Below are 18,231 nucleotides of genomic sequence, written 5' to 3'. Positions count from 1 at the left end.
ACCGCAACGGCTCAGAACAGCAGCGCGAGGATGAACACGCCGAGCATGGCGAAGGCGCAGGCGATCTTGGCGACGGTGCCGGCCAGAAAGCCCAAGAAGGTGGCGGCACCGACGCGGCTGGCCTGCGGCAGGTTGCGGCGCGCGATCAGCTCGCCGATGACGGCGCCGAGCACCGGCCCGGCAATGGCGCCGAACAGGCCGAAGAACAGCCCGATCAGGCCGCCAAGCAGCGCGCCGATCAGCGCCTCGCGGCTGGCACCGCTTTTCCGGGCGCCGAGCAGGCTGGCGACACTCTCGATCACCATGCCGGCCACGGCGAGCAGCACGATGGTGGTCAGCGGCCAGAAGCCGACCTGTACGAAGTTGCCGTTCCACGCCGCCAGCAGGAAACCGGCGGCGAGCAGGCCGAGGCCGGGCAGGGCGGGGTAGATGGTGCCGGCGAGGCCGACCAGCACCAGCAGGATGGACAGCAGATACCAGAGCAGGGACAGGTCCATGGGGTCTCCGAAGGCAACAGGGGGAGAAGCAAAGAAAACGGCGCGAGGCAGAAGTTCCGCCCGCGCCGTGCATTGCGGCCAACCTTGCGGCTGGCAGCCGTTCAGCTGCTGTATTCCTGCAGCAGGGTTTCCTGCGCGCAGCGACCCTTGCCGCGCGCCATGCGTCGGCGATAGCTGCCGTCGGCCTGCATTTCCCAGGCGTTGGTGTTGTCGTCGAGGTAGATGCGCAGCCCTTCCTTCATGATGCGGCGCTTCAGCTTGACGTCGAGGATCGGCACGCAGGTTTCGATGCGGCGGAAGAAGTTTCGCCCCATCCAGTCGGCGCTGGCGATGTACATGTCCTCGGCCTTGTCGTTGTAGAAGTAGAACACGCGGGTGTGCTCGAGGAAGCGGCCGACGATGGAGCGCACGGTGATGTTCTCCGACAGCCCTTCCACGCCGGGACGCAACGCGCACACGCCGCGGATGATCAGGCTGATCTTGACCCCGGCCTGGCTGGCGCGGTACAGCGCCTGGATCACCTGCGGCTCCAGCAGCGCGTTCATCTTGGCGATGATCTGCGCCGGCTTGCCGGCCTGGGCGTGGTCGATCTCGCGGTCGATGGCGCTGATGATCATGTTGTGCAGTGTGAACGGCGACTGGTACAGGTGCTTCAGCTCGCCGGCGCGGCCGAGGCCGGTGATCTGCACGAACAGGTCGTTGACGTCGCTGACGATGTCCTCGTTGCAGGTCAGCAGGCCGAAGTCGGTATACAGCCGCGCGGTGCGCGGGTGGTAGTTGCCGGTGCCCAGATGCACGTAGCGCTTGAGCTGGCCTTCCTCGCGGCGTACCACCAGCAGCATCTTGGCGTGCACCTTGTAGCCGAACACGCCGTACACCACGTGCGCACCGGCGTCTTCCAGCCGCGATGCCCAGCTGATGTTGGCCTCTTCGTCGAAGCGTGCCATCAGCTCCACCACCACCGTCACCTGCTTGCCGGCGCGGGCGGCGGCGATCAGCGATTCCATCAGCACCGAGTCGGTACCGGTGCGGTACACCGTCATCTTGATCGCCACCACCTCCGGATCGGTGGCGGCGTTGACCAGCATGTCGATCACCGGCTGGAAGGACTGGAACGGGTGGTGCAGCAGGATGTCGTTCTTGCGGATGGCCTCGAACAGCGGCGTCTTCTTGGCCAGCGCCGGCGGCAGCGTGGCCTCGAACGGCGCGAATTTCAGGTCCGGGCGGTCGACCTTGTCCGGCACCTGCATCAGGCGCACCAGGTTGACCGGGCCGTCGACGCGGTAGATGTCCTGCTGCTGCAGGTTGAAGGTGTGCAGCAGGAATTCTTCCATGTGCGTCGGGCAGGTGTCGGCGATCTCCAGCCGCACCGCGTCGCCGTACTGGCGCTGGCGCAGTTCGCCCTGCAGCGCGGTGCGCAGGTTCTTGACGTCGTCGTCGTCGACGTTGAGGTCGCTGTCGCGGGTGACGCGGAACTGGTAGCAGCCCTTCACCGTCATGCCGGGGAACAGCTCCTGCACGTGCGAGTGCAGGATGGAGGACAGGAACACGAAGCTGTGCTGGTTGCCGCCGCACAGTTTGGCCGGCAGCTTGATCACGCGTGGCAGGATGCGCGGCGCCTGCACGATGGCGATGCCGGATTCGCGGCCGAAGGCGTCGGCACCTTCCAGCTCGATGATGAAGTTCAGGCTCTTGTTGAGCAATTTCGGGAACGGATGCGACGGATCCAGCCCGATCGGGGTCAGGATCGGCATCAGTTCGCGGAAGAAGTAGTCGCGGACCCAGGCTTTCTGCTCGCTGTCCCACTCGTTGCGGCGCATGAAGATGATGCCTTCGGTACGCAGCGCCGGGAAGATCTCTTCGCGCAGCAGGCGATACTGTTCGCGCACCAGCGCATGGGCGGCCTCCGACAGCCGGGTCAGCACTTCCGCCGGCTTGCTGCCGTCGGCGAGGATGCGATCCGGCGTCAGCTGCGCCGCTTCCTTCAGCCACGCCACCCGCACCTCGGCAAACTCGTCCATGTTGGACGACACGATGCAGAGGAATTTCAGGCGCTCCAGCAGTGGCAGGCGTTCCTCTTCGGCCTGCGCCATCACGCGGCGGTTGAATTCGATCAGAGCCAGTTCGCGGTTAAGCAGGTTTTCGTGTGTTGTCGGCATTTTATGCATTGGTACTAGTGCGGGAGGTAAAAAAAGCCCTCACGGGGAGGGCGCGGCCGGTGCTTATTGCTGCGGCGTGAAGCCGGCGACCTGATCGGCCCCCTGGCCGAAGAAGTAGGCTTCCAGCTGTGCGGCCAGGTACTGGCGGGCGCGGGCATCGGCCAGGCTGAGGCGGTTTTCGTTGATCAGCATGGTCTGGTAACGCAGCCAGCCCTGCCACGCCTCCTTGGAGACGTTTTCCTGAATGCGCTGACCCAGTGCGCCGGGCAGCGGCGGGAAGTCCATGCCTTCGGCTTCGCGACCGAGCTTAACGCAGTTGACCATTCGTGCCATGGTGAATTCCTTGAGAAGTGTCGAAACGATAGAGACTAATTGTGTCACAGAGATGACAGGTCACCAAACTTTGTGCCGCCGTCGCCGTTTACAAGGCTTTGATCAGCACTTTGGAGCGGCGGTTGTGGTTGTACAGCTCGCGGCGTGACTGCGGCAGCTGCTCGATGTTGGCCGCAACGAAGCCGCGCTCGGCAAACCAGTGCGCGGTCTGGGTGGTGAGGATGAACAGCGCCTTGTAGCCGTACAGCCGCGCGCGCTGCTCCACGTGCTGTACCAGCAGGTCGCCGAAGCCGCTGTTGCGGCGGTCGGCGCTGACCGCGAGGCAGGCCAGCTCGGCCATGCCGTCTTCCGGGAACGGCAGCATCGCGACGCAGGCGGCGATGCGGTCGTCGTGTTCCAGTACCGAGTAGTTGCGGATCTGCATTTCCAGGTGTTCGCGGCTGCGCTTGATCAGGATGCCCTGTTCCTGCAGCGGGCGGATCAGCGCCAGGATGTCGCCGACGTCCTCGATGCTGGCCTCGCGGATCTTGACCAGCGAATCGCGCGCGATCATGGTGCCGGTGCCGTAGTCGGTAAACAGCTCCACCAGCAGCGCGCCGTCGTCGTCGTGGCTGACCAGGTGCGAGCGCACCACGCCCTCGCGGGTGGCGCGGATGGCGTAGGGCAGGCTGAGGCGGCACTCCTCGCTGCTGATGCCGCGCTGGTAGATCGCCTCCGCCTGGTCGGCGGAGATGGCGTTGTGCAGCACGCCGTCGGCATCAACCAGGCCGTGGCCCTGCACCAGGAAGATCAGCTTCTCCGCCTTCAGCTCGATGGCGGTATGGCAGGCGACTTCTTCCATGGTCATGTTGAAGGCTTCGCCGGTCGGCGAGTAGCCGATCAGCGAGGTCAGCACCAGCTCGCCGCGGTTGAGGCGCTCGTTGATGGCCTCGGTGTCGATCTTGCGCACGCGGCCGCTGTACTGCATGTCGACGCCGTCGATCACGCCCAGCGGCTGCGCGGTGACGAAGTTGCCGCCGGCGACGCGCAGGTGGGCGCCGTGCATCGGCGAATTGGGCATCCCCATCGACAGGAAGGCTTCCAGATCATGGCGCAAGCCGCCGACCGCCGATTTCACCGCCTCCAGCGTCGGGCCGTCGGTCACGCGGCGGCCCTGGTGGAAGTGGCGCGCAATGCCGCGCAGGCGCAGTTGTTCGTCGATCTGCGGCCGCGCGCCGTGCACCAGCACGATGCGCACGCCGAGGCTGACCAGCAGGTTCAGGTCCTGCGCCAGACCGTACAGGTTGCCGCGCGCCAGGCTCTCGCCATTGACGGCGACGACGAAGGTTTTGCCACGAAAGGCGTTGATGTAAGGCGCCGCCTCGCGAAAGGCGAGCACAAAATCAGGGTGCAGCATGATGGGCCCCACAGGTAGACAGCCACAAAAACGCAAGATTAGCAGGAATGATGGCTTTATAGACAGTGCCGGCGCCGGCGGCACGGGCGCTGCCCGCAGCCGGGGCGCGCCCGCTGGCCAAGGTTGGCCGCAACGCTCGTCTGTCGCAGCAATGACAATGGCCGGGCACCTTGCGGCGACCCGGCCATGGCGGACCGTGGCAAACGCTCAGGACGGGGTCTTCTTGAGCATGATCTGCTGCACCTTGAGGATGTTCAGCGCCTGGTTCAGTTGCACGTCGTTGGCGGCATCGCCGTTGCCATTGCCGTTGCTGTCGCCGTTTTTCGGCTTGTCACCGTTGCCGGCCGGCTTGGCGGCCGGTTTGGCCACCGGCTTGGCGTTTTCCGACGGATCGTTCGGGTTCTGCAGATGGCGTTCCAGATCGGCTTCGCGCACGCGCAGCGAGGCCAGCGTCTCGTTGCCTTCCTCGACCACGATGTCCGGCACGATGCCCTTGGCCTGGATCGAGCGGCCGTTGGGGGTGAAGTAGCGCGCGGTGGTCATCTTGATGCCGCCGTTGTTGGCCAGCGGCAGTACCGACTGCACCGAGCCCTTGCCGAAGGTCTGGGTGCCGACGATCAGCGCCCGCTTGTGATCCTGCAGCGCGCCGGCGACGATCTCCGAGGCGGAGGCGGAGCCGGCGTTGACCAGCACCACCAGCGGCACGCTCTTGATCGCCGGCGGCACCTTGGTATAGTCGCTGGCACCCTTGCCGCGCTGGTAGTCGCGCGGGTTGGCGTACAGGCGCATCTTGGAGTCGCTGGCGCGGCCTTCGGTGTACACCACCAGCGCATCCTGCGGCAGGAAGGCGGCGGAGACGCCGACGGCACCGTGCAGCACGCCGCCCGGATCGTCACGCAGGTCCAGCACCATGCCCTTCAGCGGTGTCTTGTTGTCCTTGTACAGCTGGGTCAGTGCCTGCGCGAAGTTCTCGACGGTATGTTCCTGGAACTGGGCGACACGGACGTAGCCGAAGCCCGGTTCCAGCAGACGCGACTTCACGCTCTTGGTCTTGATCACCGCGCGGGTGAGGGTGAAGACCAGCGGCTTGGATTCGGTCTTGCGCGCGATGGTCAGCGTCACCTTGCTGCCCGGCGCGCCGCGCATCTTTTTCACCGCGTCATTGATCGACAGGCCGCGCACCGGGGTGTCGTCGATCTTGACGATCAGGTCGCCGCTCTTGATGCCGGCCTTCTGTGCCGGGGTGTCCTCGATCGGCGCCACCACCTTGACCAGACCGTCCTCGGTGCCGATCTCGATGCCGAGGCCGCCAAACTCGCCCTGGGTGCCTTCGCGGAATTCCTTGAACGCTTCTGGATCGTAGTAGTCGGAGTGCGGATCCAGGCCGGACAGCATGCCCTTGATCGCCTCGTTGATCAGCTTCTTGTCTTCGACCGGCTCGACATAGTCCTGCTTGATGCGGCCGAACACCTCGGCAAAGGTGCGCAGCTCGTTGAGCGGCAGGATGCCGTTATTCTTGTCGGCAAAAGCCTGGATGCTGATGGTGAGCGCACCGCCCACCAGGGCACCGGTGGTCAGCAAGGCAAGTTTGCGTAAGCGGGGAGAGCTCATGGTGTGTGTTCCGTTCGTACGGGCTATCGCGCCCAGGACTGTGGATTGATTGGCCGGCCCATATAGCGCAGCTCGAAGTAAAGCCCGGTTTCGCCGCTTTCCAGGCTGCCGCTGGCGCCGAGTACGTCGCCGCCGCGGACCGTGGCGCCGTTGCCGCGCACCATGGTGGCAAAGCCGGTATAGACCGTCATGTAGTTGCCGCCGTGATCAATGATCATCGCATTGCCGAAACCGCGCAACCAGTCGGCATAGACCACGGTGCCGTCGGCGACCACGCGGACCGGGCTGCCGGGGGCGACCTTGATGAACATGCCCTTCCAGCTGGCGCCCTCGCCGCGGCGCGCGCCGAAGCGACCGCCGATTTCGCCGGCCACCGGTAGTTTCAGCCGCCCTTGCAGGCTGCGGAAGGCATTGCCGGACAGGCTCGCATCGGCCACCTCATCCACCGTTTCGACCCTGGCCGGGGCTTTCGGTTCTGCCGGCAGCGGTTTGCCCTGTTTTTTCGCCTCGGCGACCTGCTGGCGGCGTTTCTCTGCGGCCAACCTGGTCGCCTGTTCACGGGCCTTTTTCGCCTGCGCGGCCTTGGCGGCGGCGGCGAGCTGGCGGCGGCGGATGTCGGCATTGATGCGGGCGATCAGCGCGCTCAGCTCGCGCTCGTCTTCCTTCAGCTGCTGCAGTTTCTGCTGCTGGTTGCGGATGGCGCTGTCCAGCTGGCTGACCTGCTGGCTGTGCTGGTTGCGTGCCTGCTGCAGCTGGCGTTTTTCCTGCACCTTGGCGCTGGACATTCGTCCCAGCCGCACCAGTTCGTCCTCGATGCGCTCGCTCATCGCCTGCAACTGCACTTCCTGGTCGCGCAACGTCTGGATCAGGCTTTGCTGTGCGCGGTGGATGTGGGTGTAGTAGGTGAGATCGCGCGCGCTCTGGTTCGGGTCCTGGGTGTTGAACATGATGGCCATCGCGTCCTGCTGGCCGCGCTTGTACTCCGCCGCCAGCAGGTGGCTGACACGCTGCCGCGTCTCGGCCACCTTGATGCGGATGGTCTGCAGCTCGGCCTGCAGGTTGTCCAGCTGGCTGCTGCTGGCGTCCTGCTTCTTCTCCAGCTCGTTCAGCACCTGATGCGTGGCCTGCAGCGCCTGCTCGGATTTGGCAATTTCGCCGGCGGTCTGCTGCCGCTCGGCTTCCTTGCGCGCGATGTCCTGCTGCAGGCTGCTGATTTCCTTGCGCACCGTGTTGAGGTCCTGCTGCGGCGCGGCCGCCGGTGGGGCGGCCTGCGCCACGCCGTACAGCGCGCCGAGCAGGCTGAGCGTCAGGCGTGCTTTCACTGGAGCTCAATCAGCGGGCGGCCGGTCATTTCGGCCGGTTGCGGCAGTCCCATCATCGCCAGCAGGGTCGGGGCGATGTCGCGCAGCGCGCCGCCATCCTGCAGCGTGGCGTTGCGGCCAACGTACAGCAGCGGCACCTTTTCCAGCGTGTGCTGGGTGTGCGCCTGCTGGTGGACTTCGTCGTTCATCTGCTCGCAGTTGCCGTGATCGGCGGTGATCAGCACTTCGCCGCCGATGGCCTGCATCGCGTCGACACAGCGCTTGACGCAGGCATCCAGCGTTTCCACCGCCTTGACCGCGGCTTCGAAAATACCGGTGTGGCCGACCATGTCGCAGTTGGCGTAGTTACAGATGATGGCGGCGTACTGGCGGCTGTTGATCGCTTCGACGATCTTGTCGGTCACTTCCGGCGCGCTCATTTCCGGCTGCAGATCGTAGGTGGCCACTTTCGGCGACGGCACCAGGATGCGGTCCTCGCCGGGGTAGACCTGCTCTTCGCCTCCGTTGAAGAAGTAGGTGACGTGCGGGTATTTCTCGGTTTCGGCGATGCGCAGCTGTTTCAGGCCGAGGCCGGACAGGTATTCGCCGAGGCCGTTGCGGATCTTCTGCGGCGCGTAGGCGACCGGGTGGCTGTAGGCCTCGCCGTAGGAGGTCAGGCTGGTGAACAGCGCCAGCTTCGGCTGGCGCGCGCTGAAGCCGTCAAAGGCCGGATCGGTCAGTGCGGTGGTCAGCTGGCGGGCGCGGTCGGCGCGGAAGTTCATGAACACCACCACGTCGCCGTCCTGCATCTTCAGCGCTTCGCCGATGATGGTGGCCTTGACGAATTCGTCGTTCTCGTCACGGGCGTAGGCGGCGGCCAGTGCGTCGTGGCTGCTGGCGGCGTGATATTCGGCTTCGCCTTCCACCAGTGCCTGGTACGGTGCCGCCATGCGCTCCCAGCGCTTGTCGCGGTCCATCGCCCAGTAGCGGCCGCAGACGGTGGCGACGCGCGCATTTGGGCAGCGCGCCAGCACCGCGTCGAGACGATTGAGGTAGGTCCCGGCGCTGCGCGGCGGCGTGTCGCGGCCGTCGAGGAAGGCGTGCAGGGCGATGCGGCCAACGCCGGCCGCCTGTGCGCCTTCGATCAGTGCGTGAATGTGGTTCTCATGGCTGTGCACGCCGCCATCGGACAGCAGGCCGATCAGGTGCAGGGTGCTGCCCTGTTGCTTGGCGGTCGCGATCGCCTGCGCCAACACCGGGTTGGCGGCCAGCGTGCCGGCCTCGACGTCGCAGTCGATGCGGCTGATGTCCTGTTGCACGATGCGGCCGGCGCCGATATTGAGGTGGCCGACTTCGGAGTTGCCGAACTGGCCGGCTGGCAGGCCGACATTGTGCTCGGAGGCGTCCAGCGTACTGTAGGGATAGCGCGCTTTCAGCGCGTCCCAGTTCGGGGTGTTTGCTGCCAGAATGGCATTATCGTCGCCTTCGAGGCGGTGACCGAAACCGTCAAGGATGAGTAGCAAAACCGGCGTAACAGTAGCCATGATGTCCAATTATCTGTGGTGAGAGCAGGAAAACCCGAGGCCGTGGCAGCAGGCGGCCACGGCGAGCAATCAAGATAGTAAAGCATCGGACGCTGGCTGTCAGTGCCTCAGCTTGTAGCCTGGCGACTACTGCGCGGCGGCTTGCGGCGGATGTACAGCGTCTTGTTGATACGCGCCACTTCGGCTCCTTCGGCGTCGTAGACGCTGACGTGCAGCGCCGGCAGATGCTTGTCGCCGCCGGCGGTGGCATCGCGAACACGCTGCAGCAGGTCGTCATCGATGCGGAAGCGGGCGCAGACCACGCCGCGGCCGGGCTTGAGGTAGTCGATGCTGCCGGCCTTGTCCCACACGATGTAGTCCTTGCCGAGGTTTTTCAGCAGCATCAGCATGTAGAACGGGTCGGTCATCGAATACAGGCTGCCGCCGAAGTGGACGCCGACATAGTTGCGGTTGGTCAGCCCCAGCCGCAGCTGGACGTCGACTTCCTTCCAGTCCGGGCTGATGCGGCGCACCTTGACTCCGGCGCCGAGAAAGGGCGGCCACAGATTGAAGACGAGCTTGGCGAGACGATGGTTCATGGTGAGGGTAAAACGATTGTTTTAATCAGGCTATCGTCGCGGCAACGGCCGCCGCCGTCAAGCCGTCGCCCACGAGCCCTGCCTGCATGTGCCCGCCACAGGACGCCCGGTCACGGCCGGGCGCCGCGGCAGCGAGTCCGCTTCAGAACGGCAGCTCGCTTTGCCGGCCCTGCTGCTGGCCGACCACGGCCGTGGTTTCGCCTTCCGCCAGCCGGATGTGCAGCAGCTCGCCGGCGCGCAGCTGCGCCGCGGAGCGCACCACCGTGCCATCCTGCTGCTGAACGATGGCGTAGCCGCGCTGCAGCACCGCCTCCGGATTGATGGCGGCCAGCGTCGCCTGATGCCGCGCCAGCACCAGTTGCCGCTGCTGCCAGTGCTGGTGTATCAGCTGTCGCAGCTGGTCGCCGCGCCGGGCCAGCACTTGCTGCCAGCGCGCGAGGTCAGGACGGATGCGCTGCAGCCGGTGCTGACACTGCTCCAGCCGTCGCTGCCGCGCTTGCAGCAGCTGGGCGCTGGCGCGTGCCAGGCGTTGTTGCTGCACCTGCAACAGCTGGCGCTGGCGCTGCAGGCGCTCGCCGGGGTGCTGCAGGCGGCGGCCGAGGAAATCCAGCTGTTGCGACTTGTCGGTCAGCAGCCGTCCCAGCGCCCGTTCCAGCCGGCGCTGCGCATAGTCGACGCCTTGCTGCAGCGCCTCGCGGCTGGGTGAGGCCAGCTCGGCGGCGGCGGTCGGGGTCGGCGCGCGGTGGTCGGCAACGAAATCGGCGATGGTGGTATCGGTTTCGTGGCCGACGCCGCTGATCACCGGTAGCGTGGAGCGGGCGATGGCGCGGGCGACCACTTCCTCGTTGAACGCCCACAGGTCCTCAATGCTGCCGCCGCCACGGCAGACGATCAGCAGCTCGACCTCCTGGCGCAGGTTGGCCGCATCGATGGCGGCGGCGATCTGCGCCGCAGCGCTGTCGCCCTGTACCGGCGTCGGGTACAGGATCAGCGGGATGCTGGGCATGCGCCGGCGCAGGGTGGTGACCACGTCGCGCAGCGCGGCGGCGGCCGGCGAGGTGACGATGCCGATGGCGGCGGGGTGGCCGGGTAGCGCTTTCTTGTGGCGATTGTCGAACAATCCTTCCACCGCCAGTTTTGCCTTCAGCTGTTCGAAGGCCTCGTACAGGCGGCCGAGACCGGCCGAACGCATCATGTCGACGTTGATCTGGTAGTCGCCGCGCGCCTCGTACAGCGACACCGTGCCGCGCAGTTCGACCTGCATGCCTTCCTGCAGCCGGAATCCCAGTCCGCTCAAACGGTTACGGAACATCACGCAGCGGATTTGCGCGCGCTCGTCCTTCAGCGAGAAGTAGGCGTGACCGGATGCGGCCAGGGTCAGATTGGAAATTTCGCCGGCAATCCACATCGGTGGCAGGCCGCTTTCAAGCAGATCCCGCGCCATGCGGTTGAGCGAGGTGACGCTAATGACGTCGTTTTGGTGTTGGCTGAAAAGCATGCTTGTCAAGTCATCCACAGGCAGGTTGGGGCAGCGGCTGGCGTCGATTGTTTATCTTAATACGCAGCCGGCACATAAATAGATAAACTAAAAATTGTTGTTAATCAGTGGTTTAGTGATTTTGTGGCAATAATGTTGCCGTAATGTCCGGCCAGTAACGGCAAGGCTTTGCCGTGCCGGCGGCGGGGTTGTCCACAAAGTTATGCACAGGCGCTGTGGGCGGGCGGGTAATTCCCTTGTAAATTCGCGACTTAGCGCTTTTGTTTAAAGCGCAACATCATGGCGCCGGCCAAGCGTGGCGGTTGCAGGCGGCAGCCTGAGCCGATAAAGTCTCGGCCTTGGATAACGCCTGAGGAATTGCCCGTGTGGTCAATCATTGAAGCGGCCGGCTGGCCGATCTGGACCATCATTCTCGCGTCGGTGGTGGCATCGACCATCGTACTGGAGCGTTTTTACAGTCTGCGCGCGGCGCTGATCATACCGCCAAACCTGCTGTCGCAGACGTTGCAAGAATATCGCCGTGCCGCGGTGAGCCAGAGCATGTTGACCGAACTGCGCGACCATTCGCCGCTGGGCCGGCTGTTCGCCGCCGGGCTGCGTCAGTTTGGCAGCAGCCGTGACGTGATGAAAGAGGCGATCGAGGACGAGGGCCGCGTGGTGGCGCATCTGCTGGAGCGCTACCTGACCATGCTGGGCACCATCGCCGCGATGGCGCCGCTGCTGGGCCTGCTCGGTACCGTGATCGGCATGATCGAGATCTTCGGCTCGCAGGCGCCGGGCGGCACCGACCCGCGCGCGCTGGCGCACGGCATTTCCGTGGCGCTGTACAACACCGCCTTCGGCCTGATCGTGGCCATCCCCAGCATGTTCTTCTATCGCCACTTCCGCGCCAAGATCGACGGCCTGCTGGTCGAGATGGAAGCGCAGGCGGTGCACCTGCTGGAAGCGGTGCACGGCGAGCGTCGCGGCGACTGAGGCGGACGATCATGAACTTTCGCCGCCACCGTCATCGCGAAGAGCCGGAAATCAACTTCATCCCGCTGATCGACTTGCTGCTGGTCATCCTCATCTTCCTGATGGTGACCACCACCTACGCCCGTTTTTCCGAACTCGAAGTCAATCTGCCGCAGGCCAGCGGACCGGCGGAGATGCAGAAGGATAGCCGCCTGCGCGTCGACATCAGCGCCAGCGGCAGTTACGCGGTCGATGGCGAGGCCGTGGCCGGCAGCGACGTGACGCAACTCGGCGAGCGCCTGAAGCACCAGGCCAGTGGCAAGTCCCCGGCACCGGTGGTGGTGATCAATGCCGACGCCAAGGCCAGCCACCAGGCAGTGGTGACGGTGATGGAGGCGGCCCGCCTCGCCGGGCTGCTGCAGCTGACCTTTGCCACCCAGCAGGGGGCGCCGTGACCCGGCTGGAGCGGCACTGGTATCAGCCGACCTGGTGGATGACAGCCCTTCTGGCCTTGCCGGAAGGGCTGTTTGCGCTGCTGGCGGCCTTGCGTCGCACGGCCTATCGGCTGGGCTGGTGTCGTACGAATCGCTTGCCGGTGCCGGTGGTGGTGATCGGCAACATCAATGTCGGCGGCGTCGGCAAGACGCCGCTGACGCTGGCGCTGCTGCAGGACTTTGCCCGCCTGGGCGTGCCGGTGGGGGTGATCAGCCGCGGCTACGGCGGCGCGCACCGGCAGCCGACGCTGGTGACGCCGCTCAGTAGCGCCGCCGAGGTCGGCGACGAGCCTTTGCTGCTGGCCGCCAGCGGTGCGCCGGTGGTGGTCGGGCGCGATCGCGTCGCTGCCGGCCGCCTGCTGCTGGCCTTGCATCCGCAGACCCGTTTCCTCCTCAGTGACGACGGGCTGCAGCACTACGCGCTGGCGCGCACGTTGGAGATCGTCGTGCTCGACGGCGCTCGCGGCGTCGGCAATGGTCACCTGTTGCCCGGCGGCCCGCTGCGCGAACCGGTGTCAAGGTTGGCCGCAGCCGATGCCTTGGTGATCAATGGCGAGTCGCACACCGGCCTGCGCCTGCCGGCTACGGTACCGCAGTTCCGGCAGCGGCTGCAGGCTGGCGCCTTTGTGCATGCCGCCGGCCAGCTGCCGCCGCGCACTGCCGCCGATTTTGCCGGCCTGCGCGTGGTGGCGGTGGCCGGTATTGGCCATCCGGAGCGCTTCTTCCGCACCCTGCGCGAGCTGGGCGTGGAACTGGCGGCCACGCACGCCTTTCCCGACCATCACCAGTTCGTCGCTGCCGATCTGCCACAGGATGCCGATGCGGTGATCGTCACCGCCAAGGATGCGGTTAAGTTGCAGTGCATCAATCATGCTAGACTATGGGTTCTGCCGGTTTCGGCCCGGCTGGAGCCGGACCTGTCCGCGTGGATTCTGTCCCAACTGGAACGAAAAAATGGACGCAAAATTTCTTGAAATCCTGGTTTGCCCGCTGTGCAAAGGCCCGCTGGTCTACAACAAGGGCGCGCAGGAACTGATCTGCAAGGGTGACCGCCTGGCCTACCCGATCCGTGACGGCATCCCGATGATGCTGGAAGGCGAAGCCCGCGAGCTGGCCGCCGAGGAAGAAGTGAAATGAACGGTTTCGTGGTGGTGATTCCGGCGCGACTGGCTTCCAGCCGCCTGCCGGAAAAACCGCTGGCGGACATCGGCGGCAAGCCGATGGTGGTCCGCGTCGCCGAGCGTGCCGCGCAGTCGGCCGCCAGCCGCGTGATCGTGGCCACCGACGATGTCCGCATCGAGGCGGTTTGCCGCCAGCACGGCGTCGAGGTGCTGCTGACGCGCGCTGATCACCCCAGCGGCACCGACCGTCTGGCCGAGGTCGCCGCGCTGCTGGCGCTGCCGGACGACGCGATCGTGGTCAATGTGCAGGGCGACGAGCCGCTGATCGACCCGGCACTGATCGACCGCCTCGCCGCGCTGATGGCGGCGCGGGCGGTACCGATGGCCACCGTGGCGCACGCCATCCATGACGCCGCCGAGATGTTCAATCCGAATGTGGTGAAAGTGGTGCTCGACCGCCACGGCAAGGCGCTGTACTTCAGCCGCGCACCGATTCCCTATGCCCGCGATGCCTTCGCCGCCGACAAGGCGCAGCTGCCGCCCGGCCTGCCGGTGTATCGCCACATCGGCATGTATGCCTACCGCGCCAGCCTGCTGCACACCTACGGCAGCCTGGCCCCTGCGCCGCTGGAGCAGTTCGAGGCGCTGGAGCAGCTGCGCATGCTGTGGCACGGTTACGACATCGTCGTGGAGTGCGTGGCCGAGGCGCCACCTGCCGGCGTCGACACGCCGGAGGATCTGGTCCGGGTGCGCGCCTACTTTGCGGCCAACCTTTCCGGATAACACAACGAAGTTAACGATGGGAGTTTAGAGAGATGAAATTGATTCTGTTGGGCGCTCCTGGCGCCGGTAAAGGTACCCAAGCCAACTACATCCGCGAGAAATTCGGCATTCCGCAAATCTCGACCGGCGACATGCTGCGCGCCGCGGTGAAGGCCGGTACCCCGCTGGGTGTGGAAGCGAAAAAGATCATGGACGCTGGTGGCCTGGTGCGCGACGACATCATCATCGGTCTGGTCAAGGAACGCATCACCGAGGCGGATTGCGCCAACGGTTTCCTGTTCGACGGTTTCCCGCGCACCATTCCGCAGGCGGAAGCGATGAAGGAAGCCGGTGTTGATATCGACTTCGTGGTCGAAATCGACGTGCCGGATGAAAACATCATCGACCGCATGTCCGGCCGCCGCGTGCACGTGGCTTCCGGCCGTACCTACCACGTCAAGTACAATCCGCCGAAGGTGGAAGGCGTGGACGACGAAACCGGCGAAGCGCTGGTGCAGCGTGACGACGACAAGGCGGAAACCGTGAAGAAGCGTCTCGACGTTTACCACGAGCAGACCGAAGTACTGGTCGGCTTCTACTCGCAGATGGCGGCCTCCGGCGATGCCAAGGCACCGCAGTACGTGAAGATCGACGGCACCCAGGCGGTGGAAACCGTGCGCGATAACGTGCTGGCGGCTCTGGGCGCCTGAGTCCGGTCGCCTCGCAGGCAAGCAAAAAGGCAGCTCAGGCTGCCTTTTTTGTCGCCTGCCGCGCGGCAGTTTACTGTTCCGGCAGCCTGATCGGGATGCGCTTGTCGCGCACCAGCCGGTCCAGCGCCTCGATCACCAGCGGATCGAACTGGGTGCCGCAGCGGCCGTTGATGTAGCTCATGGTGTCGCCCAGCGTCCACGGCTCCTTGTACGGCCGCTTGTGCAGCAGCGCGTCGAACACGTCGACGATGGCGACGATGCGCGCCGCCAGCGGGATGTCCTGCCCCGCCAGGCGCTGCGGGTAGCCGCTGCCGTCGAAGTATTCGTGATGGCCGCCGGCGATGTCGGCGCCCAGCGACAGGTAGCTGGTACCTTCCACCAGCTTGCTGGCCTTGCGCAGGATGTTGGCGCCGATGGCGGCGTGCTGCTCCATGATGACGCGCTCTTCCGGATCCAGCTTGCCGGGCTTGAACAGGATGTGGTCGGGGGTGCCGACCTTGCCGACATCGTGCAGGATGCTGGCCATGCCGATCATCTCCATGAACTGCGGCGTCAGCAGCTCCGGATAGGCGCCCATGCGCTGCAGCTCCCTGGCGATGGCATCGCTGAGCCGCTGCACGCGCAGCACGTGTTCGCCGGTGTCGCTGTCGCGGAATTCGGCGAGGTCGGCCAGCGCCACCACCGTGGCTTCCTGGGCGCTGACCAGCTGCGAGTACAGGTACAGGTTGTCGTAGGCGGAGGAAATGCGCTGGCAGAACACCTCCAGCAGGTTGCGCTCCACGTCTTCCAGCGGCCACGGCGGCTCGAAGTGGACCACGAATTCGCGGCCGTTCTGCGCGGTGATGTACAGCACGTCGTAGGGGTGACGGTAGATGGTGCGCTTCTCCGCCAGCGCGTCGTTGATCGCTTGCTGCAGTTGCGGAAAGGTGGCCAGCGGTGCGCCGCCGAGCAGCACCTCGAACTCGCCGGTGGCGGCGAGTACCTCCAGCTTCGGCCGCCCGGCGCTGGCGGGGGTGTTTTCCATGCACAGCACGCCGTCGGTGCCGACATCGAGAATGGCGCTGATCTGTTTCAGCACCCCGGAGGCGAATTCCTTCAGCGAGCGCAGCTGGTACAGGTCGCTGGCGCCTTCCAGGATCTTGCCCAGCCCCTGGCGGTTTTTCTCAATGGCGACCAGGTTTTCATAGGCGCGCAGCGAGGCGATGACCACGGTGAACAGCTTCTGCACCGTCAGCTCGGTCTTGGTCTTGTAGTCGTTGATGTCGTAATTGAGGATCACGTCCTGTTCCGGCGCCTGCCCCGGCTGGCCGGTGCGCAGCACGATGCGCGCCAGGGTGTTGCCCAGCTCCTCGCGGATGCGCCGTACCAGCTTGAGGCCGGCATTGTCGGTTTCCATCACCACGTCGAGCAGGATCAGCGCGACGTCGGGATGCTCGCGCACCAGCTCGAAGCCTTGCTGCGCGCTGTAGGCATTGAGCAGCGTCAGCGGCCGCTCCTTGTAGCGCAGGTCCTGGATCGCCAGCCGGGTGGCGGTGTGGACATCCTTTTCGTCGTCGACGATCAGCACTTTCCATGGTCGCAGTGCCGGATGGCTGTCCTGCAGGCTGCTGCTGTCGTCGATCAGCCAGTCATTGTTATTGTCGAGATTCATCACGTGCCGCCCCCTTCAGTTGGCCGTTTCCGGTGCCGTGCATGGCAGCACCAGAATAAAAGATGTGCCTTCCCCGACGGTGCTGTCAACCCGAATCGTGCCGCCCAGGCGTTTGAACACGATATTGAACACGATGTGCAGGCCCAGACCGCTGCCGCCATTGCCGCGGCGGGTGGTGAAGAACGGCTCGAAGATGCGTTTCAGGTTTTCCGGCGGAATGCCCTTGCCGTCGTCGGTCACCGACAGCCGGATTTTCTGCTCGGCCATCGCGTCGACGCGGATCTGGATGCTGCCCTCGGCACCGTCGTCGTAGCCGTGCAGCAGCGCATTCATCAGCAGGTTGGTCAGCACCTGCGACAAGGCGCCGGGGTAGCTGTCCATCTGCAGCTCCGGCGGGCAGTCGACATCGATCACCACCTTGCTGTGGCGCAGCTTGGGACGCAGGCTGGTGATGATTTCGCCGATGTAGTGCGCGATGTCGAACTGGCGGCGCGCCTCGCTGGTCTGGTCGACGGCGACCTGCTTGAAACTCTGGATCAGGTTGGCCGCACGCTCGGTATTGCTCAGGATCAGCGCCGTGGATTCGCGGGCGTCGTCGAGATAGCGTTCCAGCTCGCTTTTCCTGATCTGGCCGCTCTGGAACTGCTGCCCGACCTGGCCGGTGATCAGCGCCAGGTGCGAGGCGGCGGTGAGGGTGATGCCGACCGGGGTGTTGATCTCGTGCGCCACGCCGGCCACCAGGCTGCCCAGCGACGCCAGTTTTTCGGTTTCCACCAGCGTGTTCTGGGTGTCCAGCAGTTGCCGGTAGGCGACTTCGGCGCGTTCCTTTTCCGCAATGGCGGTCCGCTCCGCGTCACGGCGCAGGCCCAGCTCGCGGCTGATCTTGTGGATGATCAGGTTGACGCCGCCGACCAGCTCGGCGTATTCGCTGAAGCGGCTTTTCGGCAGCTGCAGGTCGGCCTCCGCTTCCAGCCGGGCGGCGCCGTACAGCGCCTGCTGCAGCTCGCGCAGCGGCGAGAACACGTAGCGTTTGAGACCGGCGATCAGGATGATGAACAGCAGCAGGTTGATCAGCAGCACCTGCACGATCTGGCGCGTCAGCTCGTGGGCAAGCCGGGTGGTGATCTTGTCGCGCGACAGATACACCGTGATCTGGCCGAGGTTGTTGCGCTGCTGGTAAAGGATGGGCAGCAGCAGGGTTTCGTCGTGCGGCGGCGGGGCCGCCCTGGCCAGCGAGGTGATGCGGCCGTCCGCGCTGCGCATGCGGCCGAAGAACAACCCGGCATCGCCTTCCACCATCAGGCCGACCACCGCCGCCGATTTCAGCTCCGCGTCCAGCGTCAGGCGGATGAACTGGTCGTCCAGCTGCCACACCCCATGCGGCAGCGACAGCGCCAGCCGCTCCTGCAGGCCCTGCTTCAGCAGCAGGTAGTCGCGTTCCTCGGCATCGCGGGCGGCTTCGTAGCTGAGAAAACCGGTCAGCCCCATCACGACGGACAGCACCGAAATGATCCAGATCGCCAGCCGGCTTTTTATGCTGCTCATGTCGTCACCCTGCACAGATAAGGCATTGGTCATGGTAACGCAGCCGCTGGCGCCAGGTGTGCCGGCGCAGCGGTTTT

General features: G+C 65.3%; 17 protein-coding genes. 6 read left to right on the top strand and 11 right to left on the bottom strand.

Features of this window, described 5'->3' with window-relative positions; all coding sequences use genetic code 11:
* Positions 1-11: 11 nt before the first annotated feature.
* The 9 genes from C8E02_RS15280 to xseA form a co-directional block, all read right to left on the bottom strand.
* The gene (locus C8E02_RS15280; RefSeq protein ID WP_047966221.1) at positions 12-497 is read right to left on the bottom strand and encodes a DUF456 domain-containing protein; all 486 of its coding nucleotides are present in this window, start codon (positions 495-497) and stop codon (positions 12-14) included.
* Positions 498-598: 101 nt separating this feature from the next.
* Positions 599-2,656 (bottom strand): polyphosphate kinase 1, encoded by a 2,058-nt coding sequence (ppk1, locus tag C8E02_RS15275; protein ID WP_120812149.1) that lies wholly within the window; start codon positions 2,654-2,656, stop codon positions 599-601.
* 63 nt (positions 2,657-2,719) lie between these two features.
* A complete protein-coding gene (locus tag C8E02_RS15270) occupies positions 2,720-2,989 on the bottom strand; it encodes an oxidative damage protection protein (protein ID WP_047966219.1) in 270 nt (89 codons plus the stop codon).
* 88 nt (positions 2,990-3,077) lie between these two features.
* The gene (gene argA, locus C8E02_RS15265) at positions 3,078-4,385 is read right to left on the bottom strand and encodes an amino-acid N-acetyltransferase (RefSeq protein WP_047966218.1); all 1,308 of its coding nucleotides are present in this window, start codon (positions 4,383-4,385) and stop codon (positions 3,078-3,080) included.
* A gap of 207 nt (positions 4,386-4,592) precedes the next feature.
* Complete coding sequence (locus tag C8E02_RS15260; protein ID WP_120812147.1) at positions 4,593-5,996, bottom strand: S41 family peptidase; 1,404 nt, start codon at positions 5,994-5,996, stop codon at positions 4,593-4,595.
* A gap of 23 nt (positions 5,997-6,019) precedes the next feature.
* Complete coding sequence (locus C8E02_RS15255) at positions 6,020-7,318, bottom strand: murein hydrolase activator EnvC family protein (protein WP_120812145.1); 1,299 nt, start codon at positions 7,316-7,318, stop codon at positions 6,020-6,022.
* Complete coding sequence (gene gpmI, locus C8E02_RS15250; RefSeq protein WP_120812232.1) at positions 7,315-8,841, bottom strand: 2,3-bisphosphoglycerate-independent phosphoglycerate mutase; 1,527 nt, start codon at positions 8,839-8,841, stop codon at positions 7,315-7,317. The genes C8E02_RS15255 and gpmI overlap by 4 nt, the downstream gene beginning before the upstream one ends.
* A gap of 107 nt (positions 8,842-8,948) precedes the next feature.
* A complete protein-coding gene (locus tag C8E02_RS15245) occupies positions 8,949-9,419 on the bottom strand; it encodes a DUF4442 domain-containing protein (protein WP_120812140.1) in 471 nt (156 codons plus the stop codon).
* Between the two features lie 142 nt (positions 9,420-9,561).
* Positions 9,562-10,917 (bottom strand): exodeoxyribonuclease VII large subunit, encoded by a 1,356-nt coding sequence (xseA, locus tag C8E02_RS15240; RefSeq protein WP_120812138.1) that lies wholly within the window; start codon positions 10,915-10,917, stop codon positions 9,562-9,564.
* A 363-nt stretch (positions 10,918-11,280) separates the two neighbouring features.
* Between xseA and C8E02_RS15235 the strand changes: the two genes are divergently transcribed.
* The 6 genes from C8E02_RS15235 to adk are packed head-to-tail and all read left to right on the top strand — an operon-like array spanning position 11,281 to position 14,958.
* Positions 11,281-11,892, top strand: a complete 612-nt coding sequence (locus C8E02_RS15235; protein ID WP_120812135.1) for a MotA/TolQ/ExbB proton channel family protein — start codon at positions 11,281-11,283, stop codon at positions 11,890-11,892.
* Positions 11,893-11,903: 11 nt separating this feature from the next.
* Positions 11,904-12,326, top strand: coding sequence for an ExbD/TolR family protein (locus C8E02_RS15230; RefSeq protein WP_120812132.1), 423 nt, complete (start codon positions 11,904-11,906; stop codon positions 12,324-12,326).
* 38 nt (positions 12,327-12,364) lie between these two features.
* Positions 12,365-13,339: a tetraacyldisaccharide 4'-kinase gene (gene lpxK / locus C8E02_RS15225; RefSeq protein WP_245961173.1), complete on the top strand. Its 975-nt coding sequence runs from the start codon at positions 12,365-12,367 to the stop codon at positions 13,337-13,339.
* Complete coding sequence (locus C8E02_RS15220; protein ID WP_047966211.1) at positions 13,320-13,502, top strand: Trm112 family protein; 183 nt, start codon at positions 13,320-13,322, stop codon at positions 13,500-13,502. Before lpxK ends, C8E02_RS15220 begins: the two co-directional genes overlap by 20 nt.
* Complete coding sequence (gene kdsB / locus C8E02_RS15215; protein WP_120812127.1) at positions 13,499-14,269, top strand: 3-deoxy-manno-octulosonate cytidylyltransferase; 771 nt, start codon at positions 13,499-13,501, stop codon at positions 14,267-14,269. Before C8E02_RS15220 ends, kdsB begins: the two co-directional genes overlap by 4 nt.
* A gap of 32 nt (positions 14,270-14,301) precedes the next feature.
* On the top strand, positions 14,302-14,958 hold the full coding sequence (gene adk / locus C8E02_RS15210; RefSeq protein ID WP_047966209.1) for an adenylate kinase: 657 nt from the start codon (positions 14,302-14,304) through the stop codon (positions 14,956-14,958).
* A gap of 70 nt (positions 14,959-15,028) precedes the next feature.
* On the opposite strand, the gene C8E02_RS15205 is transcribed toward adk, so the two are convergent.
* On the bottom strand, positions 15,029-16,609 hold the full coding sequence (locus C8E02_RS15205) for a DUF3369 domain-containing protein (RefSeq protein ID WP_120812124.1): 1,581 nt from the start codon (positions 16,607-16,609) through the stop codon (positions 15,029-15,031).
* Positions 16,610-16,624: 15 nt separating this feature from the next.
* A complete protein-coding gene (locus C8E02_RS15200; RefSeq protein WP_170152175.1) occupies positions 16,625-18,154 on the bottom strand; it encodes a sensor histidine kinase in 1,530 nt (509 codons plus the stop codon).
* Between the last annotated feature and the right edge of the window lie 77 nt (positions 18,155-18,231).

This window comes from Vogesella indigofera, assembly GCF_003633895.1.
In the GTDB taxonomy this organism is placed as follows: Bacteria; Pseudomonadota; Gammaproteobacteria; order Burkholderiales; family Chromobacteriaceae; genus Vogesella; species Vogesella indigofera.
This window is presented reverse-complemented; position numbering and strand designations above follow the sequence as displayed.